The organism is Nevskia sp., assembly GCF_023266035.1.
In the GTDB taxonomy this organism is placed as follows: Bacteria; Pseudomonadota; Gammaproteobacteria; order Nevskiales; family Nevskiaceae; genus Nevskia.
Window position 1 is genome coordinate 1 of record NZ_JAHFRY010000113.1, and the last position, 15,822, is coordinate 15,822.

The 15,822-nt window shown below is 65.6% G+C and carries 15 protein-coding genes; 11 read left to right on the top strand and 4 right to left on the bottom strand.

Annotated features, from left to right (window positions below; genetic code table 11):
• From Q0D45_RS16225 to Q0D45_RS16255, 7 genes are all read left to right on the top strand, one after another.
• The coding region (locus Q0D45_RS16225; RefSeq protein ID WP_293395036.1) for a hypothetical protein at positions 1-1,177 on the top strand (1,177 nt) is incomplete at its 5' end.
• A gap of 101 nt (positions 1,178-1,278) precedes the next feature.
• Positions 1,279-3,018, top strand: coding sequence for a fatty acyl-AMP ligase (locus Q0D45_RS16230; RefSeq protein WP_293395038.1), 1,740 nt, complete (start codon positions 1,279-1,281; stop codon positions 3,016-3,018).
• A gap of 35 nt (positions 3,019-3,053) precedes the next feature.
• Positions 3,054-3,983 (top strand): NAD(P)-dependent oxidoreductase, encoded by a 930-nt coding sequence (locus Q0D45_RS16235; protein ID WP_293395072.1) that lies wholly within the window; start codon positions 3,054-3,056, stop codon positions 3,981-3,983.
• Between the two features lie 178 nt (positions 3,984-4,161).
• Positions 4,162-4,401 carry an acyl carrier protein gene (locus Q0D45_RS16240; protein ID WP_293395040.1) on the top strand — a complete coding sequence of 80 codons (240 nt, stop codon included), beginning with the start codon at positions 4,162-4,164 and terminating at the stop codon, positions 4,399-4,401.
• Between the two features lie 4 nt (positions 4,402-4,405).
• Positions 4,406-5,695: a pyridoxal phosphate-dependent aminotransferase family protein gene (locus Q0D45_RS16245; RefSeq protein ID WP_293395042.1), complete on the top strand. Its 1,290-nt coding sequence runs from the start codon at positions 4,406-4,408 to the stop codon at positions 5,693-5,695.
• Between the two features lie 120 nt (positions 5,696-5,815).
• Positions 5,816-7,045, top strand: coding sequence for a hypothetical protein (locus tag Q0D45_RS16250; protein ID WP_293395043.1), 1,230 nt, complete (start codon positions 5,816-5,818; stop codon positions 7,043-7,045).
• Between the two features lie 48 nt (positions 7,046-7,093).
• Positions 7,094-8,074 (top strand): fatty acid desaturase, encoded by a 981-nt coding sequence (locus Q0D45_RS16255; RefSeq protein ID WP_293395046.1) that lies wholly within the window; start codon positions 7,094-7,096, stop codon positions 8,072-8,074.
• Positions 8,075-8,078: 4 nt separating this feature from the next.
• Here Q0D45_RS16255 and Q0D45_RS16260 read toward each other — a convergent pair whose 3' ends face one another.
• Genes Q0D45_RS16260 through Q0D45_RS16275 form a run of 4 tightly spaced genes read right to left on the bottom strand, consistent with a single transcriptional unit; the run spans position 8,079 to position 12,289 of the window.
• The gene (locus Q0D45_RS16260) at positions 8,079-9,179 is read right to left on the bottom strand and encodes a glycosyltransferase (protein ID WP_293395049.1); all 1,101 of its coding nucleotides are present in this window, start codon (positions 9,177-9,179) and stop codon (positions 8,079-8,081) included.
• A gap of 16 nt (positions 9,180-9,195) precedes the next feature.
• Positions 9,196-10,149: a hypothetical protein gene (locus tag Q0D45_RS16265; RefSeq protein WP_293395051.1), complete on the bottom strand. Its 954-nt coding sequence runs from the start codon at positions 10,147-10,149 to the stop codon at positions 9,196-9,198.
• Positions 10,146-11,117 (bottom strand): diacylglycerol kinase family protein, encoded by a 972-nt coding sequence (locus Q0D45_RS16270; protein ID WP_293395054.1) that lies wholly within the window; start codon positions 11,115-11,117, stop codon positions 10,146-10,148. The genes Q0D45_RS16265 and Q0D45_RS16270 overlap by 4 nt, the downstream gene beginning before the upstream one ends.
• Positions 11,114-12,289 (bottom strand): CDP-alcohol phosphatidyltransferase family protein, encoded by a 1,176-nt coding sequence (locus Q0D45_RS16275; protein WP_293395057.1) that lies wholly within the window; start codon positions 12,287-12,289, stop codon positions 11,114-11,116. Before Q0D45_RS16275 ends, Q0D45_RS16270 begins: the two co-directional genes overlap by 4 nt.
• Positions 12,290-12,402: 113 nt before the next feature.
• Between Q0D45_RS16275 and Q0D45_RS16280 the strand changes: the two genes are divergently transcribed.
• The 4 genes from Q0D45_RS16280 to Q0D45_RS16295 form a co-directional block, all read left to right on the top strand.
• Entirely contained in the window at positions 12,403-13,305 is a 903-nt protein-coding gene (locus tag Q0D45_RS16280; protein ID WP_293395060.1) for a metallophosphoesterase, read from the top strand.
• Positions 13,306-13,367: 62 nt separating this feature from the next.
• A complete protein-coding gene (locus Q0D45_RS16285; protein ID WP_293395063.1) occupies positions 13,368-13,814 on the top strand; it encodes an HIT family protein in 447 nt (148 codons plus the stop codon).
• Positions 13,814-15,007 carry an LptF/LptG family permease gene (locus Q0D45_RS16290; RefSeq protein WP_293395066.1) on the top strand — a complete coding sequence of 398 codons (1,194 nt, stop codon included), beginning with the start codon at positions 13,814-13,816 and terminating at the stop codon, positions 15,005-15,007. The genes Q0D45_RS16285 and Q0D45_RS16290 overlap by 1 nt, the downstream gene beginning before the upstream one ends.
• The coding region (locus Q0D45_RS16295) for an LptF/LptG family permease (protein WP_293395069.1) at positions 15,004-15,822 on the top strand (819 nt) is incomplete at its 3' end. The genes Q0D45_RS16290 and Q0D45_RS16295, both read left to right, overlap by 4 nt.

The following is a 15,822-nucleotide window of genomic DNA, read 5'->3' on the forward strand; positions in this document are numbered from 1 at the left end:
GATCCTGGTGCACGCCTATGTGCAATCGATCGGCGAGATCGCGAAATTCCAGTCCTGGCAGGCGCTGCTGCAGTACGGCACGGCGCCGTTCGAGGCCGGGCGTCCCGGTGAGTTCCAGCGGGTGCTGCGCTTCAGCCTGCTGCTCGACGGCCTGAGTGGCATCGGTGGCGTGATGATCGCGCTGCTCGGCGTGCAGCTGATCGGAAGTTCCCTGGGGTGGCCGGCAGCGATCTCGCCGGAGGTCAGTGCTTACTCGCTGGTCATCGTGTTCATGGTCAGTGCCACGCCGACCGGGACGCTGCGGCTGCTCAATCGCTTTGATCTGCTGGCCTGGCAAAGTTCGATCGATTCCTGGGTGCGCGTGATCGGCGCCGGCATCGCCTGGTACTGCAATGCCGGGCTCGACGTGTTCCTAGCGATCTGGTTTCTGGGGCAGGTGATCGCCTTCATCTTTCTGTTCGCGGCCGCTCACGGCACGCTCAAGGCGCGTGGTGCGCTCGAAGGTTTCCAGCTTTACGTGAAAGGCTCGTTGACCGACGGTTTCCCAGGGATCTGGTCGTTTGTCTGGTCGACCAACCTGAATTCGACTCTGGCGCTGGCCTTCACGCATATCGGCACCCTGATGGTCGGCGCGTTGCTCGGCGCCCGCGATGCCGCGCTGTTCCGGGTCGCCAAGCAGTTGGGCGATGCTGTTGCCAAGCCGGCCAAGCTGATCGTGCCAGCGCTGTATCCGGAACTGGCACGGCTGGCAGCGGCGCGCGACCACACGATGCTGAAACGACTGGTCCGCCAATTGGCGCTGACAGCTGGTGGTGCCGCGTCCGTGTTGCTGATCATCGCCGCGCTGATCCGCGAGCCGGCGTTGCGCTTGCTGGTCGGCGAGGAGTTCGTCGCCGCGAAGGATGTGCTGCTGTGGCTGCTGGGGGCTTCGGTCGTCAGTCTCTGGGCCTTGCCGCTGGAGCCCTTGCTGATGTCGACCGGCGGCGCCGGCGCCGCATTCCGCATGCGGCTGGCGGTGACCTTGGCCTATTTGCCGTTGCTGTATTGGGCGACGATTCATGGCGGCCTGATCGGTGCCGGTGTGGCGGCGGTGATCGGCGCCGCGCTGATGCTCGGCGGTCAGCTATGGCTGGTGCTGAGGTGGTATCGCCGGACAGAACTACCCAAGGGTGACTGACCGCTGGTGCCGGTTGGTACACTTACTGCTGTGACAGGTAGTACCCGAAACGCACAGCGCGCACAGCGTCCTTCCTTCCTGAATTCCCTAGAACTCTAATAATGCTGCAGCCCACTCCGACGGCGAGCGGACTTCCCGAATACCGCCCCGCTGGCTTCGAAACCCTGCCCCAGGCCCTGGATTACGCGGCTCAAGGCGTGACCGGGATCAATATCTACTCTGGCAAAGGCATCCTGCTCGAAGCCTTGAGCTACCGGGAGCTGCGCGAGCAGAGCCTGGTGCTGGCCCGCAAGCTGCTGGCCCGCGGCCTCAAGCCGGGACAGCGCGTGGCTTTGATCGGCGAGTCCGACGGCGATTTCGCCCGGGCTTTCTTTGCTTGCGAATACGCCGGCCTGGTGCCGACGACCTTGCCGCTGCCGGCTGCTTTCGGCGGCCGCGCGGCCTATGTCGCGCATATCCGCCGGATGATCGAGATTGCCGACGCTTCGGCCGCGTTTGCGCCGGCGGCGCTGGTCGAATGGCTGGCCGAAGCGGTCGATGGTCTGAACCTCGCAGTGTCCGGCATCCTGGACCAGCTGAAGGATGATCCGGACGACGGCCGCGAGTTGCCGGTCGTTGGCGCGGAAGATCTTTGCTATCTGCAGTTTTCGTCCGGCAGCACACGCTTTCCGCTCGGCGTTGCCGTGACGCAGCGCGCGCTGATCGCCAACGTCTACGGCATTGCCTGCCATGGCTTGGGAATCGGCCCGACCGATCGCTGCAGCTCCTGGCTGCCGCTGTATCACGACATGGGGCTGATCGGCTTCCTGCTGACGCCGCTGGCCTGCCAGATCTCGGTCGACATGTTCGCGACGCGCGATTTCGCCCGCCGGCCGCTTCTCTGGCTGGAGCTGATCACGCGCAATGGCGGCACTCTGTCGTACAGCCCGTCGTTCGGCTACGAACTGGCGGCACGGCGCGCGGAAACCGCGTCTTCGGAAGGGCTGGATCTGTCGTCCTGGCGCGGTGCCGGCATCGGTGGCGACATGGTGCGCCCGGAGCCGCTGGCGAAATTTGCTGAACAGTTCGCCGTGCGCGGCTTCAAGGCCTCGGCGTTCGTGCCGAGCTACGGCATGGCGGAAACGGCGCTGGCGCTGAGCTTTGCGCCAGCCGGGCAGGGCATCCGTTTCGATACCCTGGACAGCGAGCGGCTGGAGCGCGAGAACCTCGCCGTGCCGGCCGTCGCAAGCACCGAGCGCCGTCGCGATTTCGTGCTCTGCGGCCCGGCGCTGCCGGATCATGAGTTCGAAGTGCGTGGCGAGTCCGGCACGCTGCTGACGACGGGTCAGGTTGGCCGCATCTATGCCCGTGGCCCTAGCATGATGCAGGGATATTACGGCCAGCTGGAAGCCACCGAGGCGGTGCTGGCGGCCGATGGCTGGCTCGATACCGGCGATCTCGGCTATTTCCGTGATGGCCAGATCGTCATCACCGGCCGCGCCAAGGATCTGATCATCGTCAACGGCCGCAACATCTGGCCGCAGGATCTGGAATGGACGGTGGAGCGCGAAGTCTCATCGCTGCGCAGCGGCGACGTCGCGGCAGTATCGGTCGATGACGGCGGTTCGGAGCGGATCGTGGTGCTGGTCGAGTTCCGGACGGCCGATGATGAAACGCGCGACAACCTGAAGAAGGAAGTGGCCGGTGTGCTGCGCCTGCGTCACGGCGTCGAGACCGATGTCGTGACCGTGCCGCCGCGGACGCTGCCGCGCACTTCATCGGGCAAGCTCAGCCGCTCGAAGGCAAAAACGATGTATCTGCAGGGCAGCTTCGTCGCCGCGGCGCCGGTATCCTCGAGTTGACCAGCGGCACTGCCCGCGGTTCGTTCACGGTCGCAGTGACGGGGGCGACTGGTTTTCTCGGTCGCCACGTGGTTGCCGCTTTGCTGGCCCGCGGCTGCAAGCTGCGCCTGCTGGCGCGTCGTGAACCGGTCGATGCCAGTTGGGGCGATGCAGCGCCGGAGGTCGTGCTAGGTGCCTTGGACGACCCTGCTGCGCTACGTCGTCTGGTCACTGGCGCCGACGCCGTGCTGCATCTGGCCGGAGCCATCAAGGCGTATAGCGATGAAGCGTTCATGCGGGTCAATCGCGACGGCACGAGGGCACTGGCGGAGGCCATGGTCGAAGCTGCGCCTCAGGCTCATCTGGTTCACGTTTCCAGCCTCGCGGCACGCCATCCGGAATTGTCCGGCTACGCGGCGAGCAAGCGGGCAAGCGAAGAAGTTGCCTTCGCGGTGCTGGGTGCGGAAAAGCTCAGCGTGATTCGGCCACCGGCGATCTACGGCCCTGGCGATCGCGAAACAATGGTGTTCTTCGAACTGGCGTCGCGCCGTTTCGTGCCCCTGCCAGGCAAGCCTGCGGCACGGATTTCGCTAGTTCATGTGGCTGATGCAGCGGAATTATTGGCCGTGCGGGCGGTGAGTGAACCGACCGGAAAAGTGCAGTCGATCACCGATGCCTGTCCTGATGGGTATGGCTGGAAGCAGATTCTCGGAGCGGCGGCAGTGGCGGTTGGCAACCGGGCGCCGACCTATTTTCAGCTGCCAGCCGGCCTGTTGCGCGGCGTTGGCGGCGGTGTTGGCGCTATCGCCAAACTGATCGGCAGATCGGACATCATCAGTGCCGGCAAGATTCGCGAATTGCTGCATGAAGACTGGGCGGTACCGGAAACCGAGCTGTTGCGGGAGCAGTCGGCACCGCCGCAACATACCCTGCTGGCGGGTTTCGCCAGTACCGCGCAGTGGTATCGGCAGGCGGGCTGGCTTTAGAAGAACGAGGTTCAGGTGGGTTTGTGGTAGCTGAGCGGGCACGTGAACGCGCTATGACAAACTCGTTATCGTTGCTTTACAATCCGCCGATTCACGCGCTTGGCCACCGGTGGCTTACATCGGTAAGCCGCGTTGAACGGGCGCAATCAATGAGGAACAACGGCTGATGACTGAGACTGTGCGCGACACGCAAGCGCAAATCATTGAGAGCTTGCGGAAGCTGCTGAAAAAGCCGATGCCGCTCGGGCCGACGACCAATATCGTCAAGGATCTTCAACTCGATTCGCTGGCCGTGATGGATTTCATCATGTCGCTGGAAGACCAGTTCGAGATCGTCATCCCGCTGGACCGTGTTGCCGAGGTGGAAACCCTCGGCGATCTGGCGCTGGTTGTTGATGAACTGCGCGGAAGGAAATGAAATAGTGAGCATACTTTCGAAGTTTGCCCCGCTACGGCAGACCTATGACCAACTGCGTTCGGTGGGTCAGAATCCTTTCGAAATGGTCTTTGAAGGCATGCTGTCCTCGACCGAGGGCATGTATCGCGGCCGGAAGACGATCCTGCTCGGTACCAACAACTATCTGGGCCTGACCTTCGACGAAGCCTGCATCGAAGAGTCGGTTGCCGCCGTCCGTGCTCATGGCACCGGTACCACCGGTTCGCGCATTGCCAACGGCAGCTATGGCACGCATCGCACGCTCGAGAAAAGTCTCGCGCAGTTCTTCAATCGTGAGCACTGCATGGTGTTCTCGACCGGCTACCAGGCCAATCTGGGCATGCTGTCGACGCTCGCCGGCAAGGGCGATTACCTGCTGCTCGATTCCGACAGCCACGCCAGCATCTACGACGGTGCCCGCCTCGGCCATGCTGAAGTGGTTCGTTTCCGGCACAACGATCCGGACGATCTGCACAAGCGCCTGAAGCGCCTGGCCAATGAGCCGGGTCAGAAGCTGGTGGTCGTCGAAGGCATCTACTCGATGCTGGGTGATGTCGCGCCCTTGCGTGAATTCGCCGAAGTGAAGCGCGAAATGGGCGCCTGGCTGATGGTCGACGAGGCGCATTCGCTCGGCGTGCTCGGTGCCAATGGCCGTGGTTTGGCCGAGGAAGCCGGGGTAGAGGCCGACTGTGATTTCATCGTCGGCACGTTCTCGAAGAGCCTTGGCAGCGTCGGCGGCTTCTGCGTCTCGAATGTCGAGGATTTCGACATCCTGCGCGTCGCCTGCCGTCCGTATATGTTTACCGCTTCGCTGCCGCCGTCGGTGATGGCATCGACGATCATGGCCCTGCGCCGCATGCAGGAAGAGCCGCAGCGGCGCAAGCGTCTGCACGAGAATGCCGAACGCCTGTACTACGGTTTGCGCAACCTTGGTTTCGCCGTCGGCCCGCAGTGCAGCCCGATCGTCTCCGTCGCAGTGGCCGATGCGCCGCTCGCCGTCGAGTTCTGGAATCGTCTGCTCGAAGGCGGCCTCTACCTGAACCTGGCGCTGCCGCCAGCCACGCCGACACCGGCGCCGCTGCTGCGCTCCAGCATCAGTGCTGTGCACACCCCGGCCCAGATTGATCGTGCCGTGCAGTTGTTCGAAGCGGTTGGCCGCCAGCTGGGCGTGCTGCCGCCGCTGGTCAACACCGCGACCCGCAAGCGTGTCTCGACTCCGATCAGCGCGCCGCCGCTGGCGGAAGTGGCGATGCTGGCTTCTGGCGGCATTCGCTGAACGGACTCCGAGCAGGATCGGAAGCGATCACTGACTCTGTAATGATTCCGTAAGCGTTCGGTCGCTACGTTAAAGGCCCGGAGTTCCGGGCCTTTTTTGTTGCGGCACAGGAGGCCGAGCATGATTGACGAAAGAGAAAATTCCTTCCCGAAAGGCGAAGTGAAGATCGGGTTTCTGTTCAATCACGATCATCTGCACCAGATCGCGCACAGCGCGCCGATCGCTTTCGAGCTGGGCCGAGCACGTTCCGGCCAGCCAGTGGTCCTGCTGGCTTCCGACCAGCGTCAGCTCGACTACCTGCAGCGTCTCGCGAGCGCTTATCCCGGCACTCGCGTCGAATATCGATTGCTGAGCCTCGACGATGGTTTTCGTGGCGTCGGCCGGCATCTGGATCGGCTGCTGCCGTTCACGCGGCTGATGACCTTGTGGCAGCACCGCAGTGCCTTCCGGGATATGGACGTGCTCGTGGTGCCCGAGAAGACCAGCCTGATCCTGCGCTCGCGCTTCGGCCTCAAGCATCTGAAGTTCGTGCATACCCGGCACGGCGCCGGTGATCGCGAAGTCGGTTTCGATCGTGCCAGCGGCCAATTCGATCTGGTGCTGATGTCCGGGCCGAAGATTCGCGATCGCCTGCGCGCAGCGGGCCTGCTGCACGAAGACGGTTACGCGATCACGGGTTATCCGAAATTCGATCTGCATGCAGGTGGCGCTCGGCTGAAGTTGTTCGACAACGATCGCCCGACCGTGCTCTATAACCCGCACTGCTCGCCGAATTTGTCGTCCTGGTACATCGAAGGCCTGCAGGTGCTCGAAGCGTTTCGCAAGTCGACGCGCTACAACCTGATCTTTGCCCCGCACGTGATGCTGTTCAAGAAACAGTTCCAGGTATCGCTGCAGAACTGGCGCATCGACCGGCCGGGCGAAATTCCCCAGATCTATCGCAACTGTCCGCACATCCACATCGATCTTGGCAGTGAACGCAGCGTTGACATGAGTTACACCTGTGCCGCCGATCTGTACCTCGGCGATGCCTCGAGCCAGGTCTACGAGTTCCTGCACGAGCCGCGGCCCTGCCTGTTCCTCGATGCTCATCGCAGCATCTGGCAGCAGGATCCGAACTACCGACACTGGACCGCCGGCCCGGTAATCCGCTCGGCCGAAGGTATCGAAACTGCGGTCGATGCTGCTTTTGCAAGCCATGATGATTACCGCGGCACGCAGCTCGAACTGTTCCGCTACAGCTTCGATCTGGGTGATCGCCCGTCGGCGCAGCGGGGCAAGGACGCTATCCTCGCGTTCGCGGAACGGCTTATGCTTCGGCCCTATGTGGACACTAGGCTCATCGCCTGAACGTCCTCTTTATCTTTTGTTCAGGTCGTAAAGCCCCATGAGTCGTCCATGAGCAGTGACTTCATCTACGTCGACGAGCCGATTTCCCACGTTCATCGTCGTCGCGAGATTGCCGCGAAACATCCCGAGGTGCGGGCGCTGATGTCGCGCAATCCGCTGTCGGCGCTGTGGATCGTCGGTCTGGTCGGCGTGCAGTGGCTGGTCGCCACGCAAGCGGAGAGTTTCGAGGCCTGGGTGTTCATCGCCGTCGCCTTCCTGTTCGGTGCCTTCATCAACCACGCGCTGTACGTGATGATCCACGAGTGCACCCATGCGCTGGTGTTCAAGTCGCAGACGCTGAATCGCCTGTTCGCGATCCTCTGCGATTTCGCGCTGGTGTTGCCGTCGGCGATGGGCTTCCGCAAGTTCCATCTGCATCACCACCGCTATCTGGGCCAGTACGACATGGACCCGGACATCATCAGTCACCGTGAAGCCAAACTGATCGGCAACTCCGCTTGGCGCAAGGCCGCCTGGGTGGCACTGTTGCCGGTATCGCAGGCGCTGCGGCCGATGAAGCTGAAAGCCTTGCGCGGTGTTTCGTTATGGGACGGCTGGGTGATCGGCAATCTGATCGCCGTGCTGATCGTCGATGCGCTGATCTACGCGTTCATCGGCCCGGCCGCGCTCGGCTATCTGGCGCTGTCGACCTTGTTCGCGCTGGGCTTGCACCCACTTGGCGGGCGCTGGATTCAGGAGCATCACGTCACTGCCGTTGGGCAGGACACCTACTCGTACTACGGGCCGCTCAACAAGCTGTGCTTCAACATGGGCTACCACAACGAGCATCATGATTTCCCGGCCGTGCCCTGGTACAAGCTGCCGCAACTGCGGGCGATCGCGCCGGAGTCGTACAACGGTCTGAAGTCCTACGATTCCTGGGTCGGTGTACTGCGCCACTTCATCTTCGATCGCTCGATGTCCGGCTACAGCCGCATGGTCCATCCGTCGACGATGCCGGTTGGCGCTGTGCCAGCAACGGACGACTGAACGCTCAGCGCTGCTGCGCCGCGACGATCGTCGCCATCTTGTCGAGCACCGCATAGCCGCTGCGATCGAACGCGGCGGCGCCGAAGTGTTCTATGACCCGTTCCCGGCTCGCCAGACCCATCTGCACTGAGCGCGCACGATCATCGGCCAGCGCCAGCAGCGCTTTCGCCAGCGCTGGCGGATCACCCACCGGCACGATGAACCCGGTCTGACCGTCGACGACGCTGCGGCGCAGCTCGCCGACCGGCGTCGCCACCACCGGCAGCGCCGCCTGCATCGCTTCGTGGGCAGCGATGCACATGCCTTCGTGATGCGAGGGCTGGACATAGCCGTGCAGGCTGGCCAGGAACGCGGCGGGTTGATCGATGAAGCCCATCAGCCGGACGTTGTCGAGACCGAGCCGTTCGATTCGCGCCCCGAGTACCGCCGCTTCCGGACCTTCACCGCCGATCAGGATTTCCAGCCGTCGCGCCGCCGCGGGATGCTGGTCGCGCAGCCAGGCGGCGGCATCGATCAGATCATCAAAGCGCTTGTTCGGATGCAGTCGGCCGAGGCTGCCGATCCGGAACCGGCCTGCGGCGGCACAGGCGACCGCCTGCGGGGCATCGCTGCGCGCGCGGAAGATCGGCCAGATGTCGATCAGCCCGGGTGCCACGCCGAGCGTTTCCTCGGTGAACGCGGCCACCGCTTCGGAGTCAGCAACCCAGCGCGCCGCCCAGCGGCCGGTCAGTCGCAGCAGCAGGCGATTGCCGGGCTTCAGGAAGGCGTTGTGTTGCCAGCTCAGCACCGGAATGCCGAGCAGTCGGCCGGCGATCTGGCCGTAGACGCAGGCGCGGCTCAGCGAGGTCCAGATGAAGTCCGGACGATCCTTGCGCAGCAGTGCCAGCAGTTTGCCGAAGCTCGGCAGGATGTCCGCGGGGCCGTTGCCGATCAGGCTCCAGGCTAGGCCGGCGCGATCGAAGCGCTCGGCGGCGCGGCGATCCTGCGGCATCAATGCGACCACTTTCACCGTGTCGCCATGACGCTGAGCGGTCGCGATCAGTTCCGGCACCGGAAACGCGGCGCCGCCGCCGTTCAGGCCATTGATCAGATACAGGATGCGCATCGCGCCATGCCGGCAATCACCGGATCGCCCCGCGTCGCCGCAGCTCCCAGAGCACACGTGGCGAGGCGAGGATCGGGTGGCGCCGCTGCCAGGGCGTCAGCTCCATCTTGACGCCGCTGTGGCGCTCGATCTTCCACAGCAGGTAGTCGACGCCGCCATCGAAGGTGTACGCGCTCTTGACCAGGCGCACGAAGTTCAGCGGCTTGCCGAGGCCATGGCGCAGCGCCCAGCCAGCGCCTGCCGACTGCCGATCAGATGAACTGAGCTGCGGGGTCAGCGACGAGCCGTCTTCGCTCGTCTTGTAGGGCAGGCCGGCGGCCTCCCAGGCGAGTGGCAGCAGGGTCGTGTAGCGATCGCCGCCGAAGGCCATCAGGCTGTCGGTGCGGCTGGCTTTCTCGACTCTCAACTCGGCGCTGTAAGTGCGCTTGTACAGCGCCTGCCAGTAATCCCCGGCCGGGCCGGTTTCGGGGCCCAGACGGGCGGCCCAGCCGGCGGCGCTGATCACCGCTTCGCTGATCGAGTTGATGACGTCCTCGCGGGCAGCGGCGTCGCGGCTCCAGGCCAGCGCGGCCGGTTGCGAATAACGCGCCCACATCGTCGTGTCGAGGCCGCCGCGACGCATGCCGCGCCGGAACTGGTCGGCCCTGAGCACCGCGACTTTCGCGCGCAGCTTGCGGCCATCGACCTCGGGTTCCAGATACAGGATGTTTGGCGGCAGCAGCCGGTTCGCGGCGGCTGGCAGGCGCTTGCCGTACCAGCTGCGCAGCGAGTCGACCAGCACGTAGTAGTCGAGCACGCCATCCAGTTCGCCGGAGCGCAGATTCGAGCCGTAGAACAGCACGGCGACGGCTGCGCCATGACCGCGTTCGGCGAGCATCGCGGCGACTTGATGGATCGCCGCCGGCAAGGGCAGCGAAAGCTCATCGGCGATGGCCGACTGCAGTACCTGGCGAGCGGAATTCGGGCTCATGCGGGGCTCGGCGAATAGAAGGCGATGCGCGGGCCGGTGTGCAGTTCGACAAGGCCATACGGGCCAGCGGTGTAAGCCTCGCCGTCGACCACCAGCGGCGCCTGCAGACGCAGCGCCAGCGATTGCGCGCCGCCGCTGCGATAGGCATGCGAGTGGCGCATCCAGTGGCTGGGCTTGCCGCGCAGCAGGCCCGGCAGGCTGCGCACGAAGCGCGGCGGCGGCGCATCGATATCGAGCCAGCGCAGCGGCGAGTCGCCATGGTCGTAGAACGGCCACAGACCGTTGAACAGGCTGTGCAGGCTGGTGGCGAGGAACAGGAAACGTGCGCCTTCGCGTTCCGGCGCGCCATCGACGGCGATGCCCATCATGGTGCCGGCCTGCCAGTCACTGCGTGGGCCTCCGGCCATTGTTTGCCACAGCGCGCCGGCCATCGTTGCGGCCACCGCCGGGCCGTGCATGAAGCCGCGATCGTGGACGGCGCCGAGAGCCAGCTTCCAGCCCTTGTAGAACGCCGCCGCGCCGACGAAGAAACCCAGCACCGGCGGCCGCGAACCATCCGGCCAGCGCAGCTCGATCGGCTGCCGCTCTTCGACATGACCGCGCTGGCCGTTGGCCAGGGCATCGAGCAGCCGTTGCAGTGCCTGCGGGCCATGACCGGCACCGCCGACATCGGAGGTCGCCAGATTGGCATTGCCTCCGGCGACCAGGCTCAGCGTCGGCAGCCGCGTGCCGAACGCCGGCGGCAGCGCGGTCATCGCTTCGCGCAAGGTGCCGTCACCGCCGTCGACGATCAGATGGGTGACGCCGCGCGCGCCGTATTCGCGAACCACGGCCGGCACGTCGTCGGCGGTCGCCGCGTCGATACGCAGCAGTTCGACCTGCCGAGGCACTACGACTTCGCCCAGGCGATCGCCGATCCGGCGGTTGCGCTGGCTGTTCGGGTTGCGGATCAGGCCGATCCGCATCATGCCGCCAGCCAGGACCGCAACGGGCCGTGACGGCGGGCGACCAGGCCCTGGAGGATCTGCACGGTGTGCACGACCAGACTCAGCGCTGTCCACAGCGCGACCAGCAGGATGCCGAGATCCGGCCGGCCGGCGAGCGCGAACGGCGTCAGGATCACCAGGTTCGGATTGCGCCGCGCGGTGATCAGGCGGAAGAAGCTGTCGAAGCGCCGCCAGACGTGCACGTGCATGTCGAACAGCGACATGAAGATGCCTTCGAGCAGCCGCTGCACGACATAGCCGATCAGGATCACCCAGAGCGCCAGATCGGCGTAGGGCGTCGGCGTGCCGTAGGCGACGAGGCCGACGATCCAGGCCCACCACCAGAACGGCGGATGGATCAGATCGATGCCGTGATCGAAGACGTTGCCCCACTTCGACGAGGTCAGGGTGACGCGGGCCAGCTTGCCGTCGACGGTGTCGAGGAAAGTCATCAGCCAGCCGCTGGCGAGGCCGAGCAGGTAGTGGCCGTTCCAGAACGCCCAGAACGAGATCAGCACGGCGAAGAAGCCGATCAGGGTGACCTGGTTCGGGCTCATGCCCGCGTGCGAGCACCAGCGCGTCACTACTTCCGCCGGGCGCGGCCACCAGAACTTGGTGACGAAATCGGTGACGCCCTTGTAGCTGCCGCTGAACATGCGCCGCTCGATGGCGGCCAGGGTTTCCGGCGTCAGCCGCAGCAGATACGGCGATTCCTTCTTGCGCAGCTCGTGGTTGTAGTTGCCGCCGACGTCCTCGGCCGATAGCTGCTGCACGCCAGGCAGCAGCGCAGCTTCGCCCTGTTCGATCAGCGCGATCGCCGCTGATAGCTGGGCTGCATCGACATGGGCGGCGACCGGCCGCTGGGTCTGCGGATCGAGCACGACGATGTTCGGCCGGGTCGCCATGCCCTTGATGATCGACACGTCGAACACCCAGTCGTTGGACACGACCAGCGCCGTGCCACCCGCAAAGTCGCCGAGGCGATCGAAGCTGCGGATGTCCTTGATGCCGGCGATCTTCAGGCTGCGGTTCAGGCGCTCGGTCGAGCTCATGCCCCAGAGGCGAGTCGGATTGCGGCCGATGACCACGGCGAGCGTGGCGGGCGCAGAAGGCGAGGGGCGCAGGGGCTGGCGCGGGGATTCGGGGGGATTCATCAAAAGCTGCCGTGAAAAAGCGCCGTATTATGGTGCAAAGCGGCAGGGTCTGACGGTCGCGCCGGCCGCGATTTCAAGCCGCGCGCCGCCTCACTTCGCAACGATCAAGAACCATGTTCCGGCTGGCCCATTTTTCCGATCCGCACCTGCACCACGCCGAGGCGCCGCCGAGCTTGGCGGAACGCTTTTCCAAGCGCTCCTTGAGCCGCTGGTCCTGGGCGCGCGGGCGGGGCGCCCTGCAGCGGCCGGAGCTGCTCGCGGCGGCGATCGCCGACATCCAGGCCCATGCGCCGGATCACTGGCTGTGCAGCGGCGACATCACCAATCTTTCTCTGCCCGACGAGTTCGCAGCCGCTGGTCGCTGGCTGGCCAGTTTCGCCAGCACCGAGACCCTGTCGATCGTGCCCGGCAATCACGATGCGCTGGTGCCGGTGCCCTGGGCCGAGAGCTGGGCGCTCTGGCAACCGTGGATGCGCGGCGATGACGAGATGGGCTCGGTGAGCGCCAGCCACTTTCCGTATCGTCGCGTGCGCGGCGAGGTTGCGATCATCGGCTTGTCGTCTGCCGTGTCGACGCCGCCCGGCTTTGCCAGCGGCCGGCTCGGAGCCGCCCAGCTCGATGCGCTCGCCGAACTGCTGCTGGCTTCGCAGCGCGACGGCCTGGCCAGAGTGGTGATGCTCCATCACCCGCCGGCCGATGGCGTTGTCCGCGCCCGCAAGGCGCTCGAGGATCGTGCCGCGTTCCGCAAAGTGATCGCTGGCTGCGGTGCCGAGCTGGTCGTCCACGGCCATTCCCGCGACGCCCGTTTCGATCCGATCCGCGGGCCGGTTGGGCTGGTGCCGGTGCTCGGGGTGCCATCGATCTCGGCGATCCCCAATCCCAAGGACGAGGGCGCCCGCTGGAATCTGATCGGCCTGGCCCGGGACGCCGACCGCTGGACGATCGAAGTCACCGCGCGGCGCTGGCTGCCGGCGGCAGCGGCCTTCGTCACGACGGCGCATTACCGGATCGTCTAGGCCTCTGGTCGCGGTCAAGGGCTGCACAAGCTAATCTTGTCCATCGTTTTTGCCCGCTCCGCATGCCGAATCCCACCGCGCTGAAGTTCGCTTGGCCCCGTTCCCGGGTCGCCGAGACCGCTTGCTGGACCGTGCAGCTGCGGCCCAGGCAGCCGACGCTCGGCAGCCTGGTCGTGGTCTGCAAGGAACCGGTGACGGCGTTCTCGGCGATCAGTGCCCGGGCGTTCGCTGAGTTGGCCGAGGTCACGCAAGGCGTGGAGCGCCTGCTCGCCGCGTTCACCGGCTATGAGCGGATCAACTGGCTGATGCTGATGATGGTCGACCCGGACGTGCACTTTCACGTCATTCCGCGCTACGCGGGAACCCGCGAGCACGACGGCCTGAGCTTTCCCGACGCCGGCTGGCCGAACCCTCCGGCGCTGGCCGAAGCGGTCAGCTTGAGCGATGCGCAGCTCGAAACGCTGAGCGCCGAGCTGAGCGCCCGCTGGCCGGGAACGGCTGTCCGCTGATGCCGACGATCCTCGACCGCTACCTGCTGCGGCAGCTGCTGCCGACCCTGCTGCTCTGTCTCGGCACGGTGCTGATCGCGCTGTTGCTGGAGCGTCTGTTGCGGCTGTTCGACATCCTGGCCGAGAACAGCCATGCGCTGCCGGCGGTGTTCAAGCTGGTGCTGAATCTGGTGCCGTACTACCTCGGCCTGGCGCTGCCGGCGGCGTTCTTCGTGGCGCTGTTCGTGGTCGTCTCGAAACTCGGTGACGAGAACGAACTCGATGCCTATCTCGCCGGTGGCCAGTCGATCGCCCGGCTGACCCGGCCGTTTCTTGCCGTGTCGATCGTCCTCGCGGTGTTCAGTGCCTGGGTGTTCGGCTGGCTGCAGCCGTATTCGCGCTACGACTACCGCGCGGTGATGTATTCGGCCCTCAATGCCGGCTGGGATGCGCGGCTGCAACCGGGCACTTTCGCCAGCGCCGGCAGCGGCTACATGCTGACCGCCGATGAAGTCGACAAGACCGGCCGCGGCCTGCGCCACGTGTTCATCCGCCGCGAAGTCGCCGGCCGGGAAGAGCTGACCACCGGCGAAACCGGCGCGCTGACGCCGTCCGACGACGGCAGCCGTCTGACCCTGAGCCTGGTCGGTGGCGATCACTATCGCGATCGTCCCGGCGCCGGCCTGCTGGCCGTGCACTTCGCCACCCTCGACAGCAACACCGCGTTCACGCCGGATGCGCCGCCGTTCCGCGCCCGTGGCGGCAACGAGCGCGAGCTGAGCTTCCCCGAATTGCTCGGCGGTGGTCTGCCTGACCCAGCGACACCGCTGACGCCGGCGAAGATCGCCGGCGAGCTGTACGGCCGCATTGCCCGCACCCTGTCCCTGCCGCTGCTGCCGCTGCTGGCGATCCCGCTCGGCATGTCGGCCAAGCGCGGCAAGCGCACCGCCAGCCTGATCGTCGCCGCCGTGCTGATGCTGCTGTTCCACCACGGCCTGCAGCTCGGCGAAAGCCTGGCCGAATCCGGCAAGGTCAATGCGCTGGCGGGTGTCTGGACGCCGTGGCTGCTGTTCGCGGCGCTGTGTGGCTACATCTACAGCCAGAGCCTGTCGCGGCCGGGCGACAATCCGGTGACTCGCGTCGTCGCGGCCGTCGAGGACTTCGTCGGCGCGATCGTCAGCCGCCTGCGGCCGCGCAGGCGAGCTTCATCGTGAGGACCTTGTTCCTGGGCGGCTCGCTCGGTGGCTATCTGCGCGGCATGCTGGCGATGCGCTGCTTCGCCGTGGTCTGCGGGCTCGGCGGCCTGTTCCAGGTGCTCGATCTGCTCGAGTCCTCCACCGACATCCTGAGCCGTGGCCAGGGCATGCTCGGCATCGCTTATTACAGCTTGCTGCGCACGCCCAGCGTGTTGCTGCAGGCGTTTCCGCTGGCCGCGCTGCTCGGTGCGATCTTCAGCTTTTCCACCCTGTCACGGCAGAACGAGATCTGCGCGATGCGCGCCGCCGGCCTGCCGTTCCGCCGGGTGCTGCTGGCCTTGCTGCCGGTGGTGGTCGGGATCGTGCTGCTCCATGGCCTGCTCGCCGAAGCGATCGTGCCGAAGACCCAGAATGCGCTGACCGCCTGGTGGGCAAGCCTGCCGCCGTCGCCGGACAAGGATCCGGATACCGAACTGCTGTGGCTGCGCACCAATGGCTCGGTGGTTGGTCTCGAGCAGGTGATGCCCGATGGCAAGCGGCTCGATGGCGTGCGCATCTATCGTCGCGACGAAGCCGGCAGCCTGATCAGCCGCACGGTCGCGACCCGGGCCCAGTACGAGGACCGCCGCTGGACCTTGATCGACGCGGTGACCACCGATCTGCGCGCCGGCAAGAGCGAAGCTGTGCAGCCGAGGCTCGATTGGGACACGCCGCTGAAGCCTGCCGATCTGATGCGCCTGTCGGCGGCCGAGCCCTATGTGTCCGGCGGGCTCGCCTCGGCGGTGCTGGCCGGCACCCAGTCGGGCACCAAGACCGAATCCTTCTACCGCACG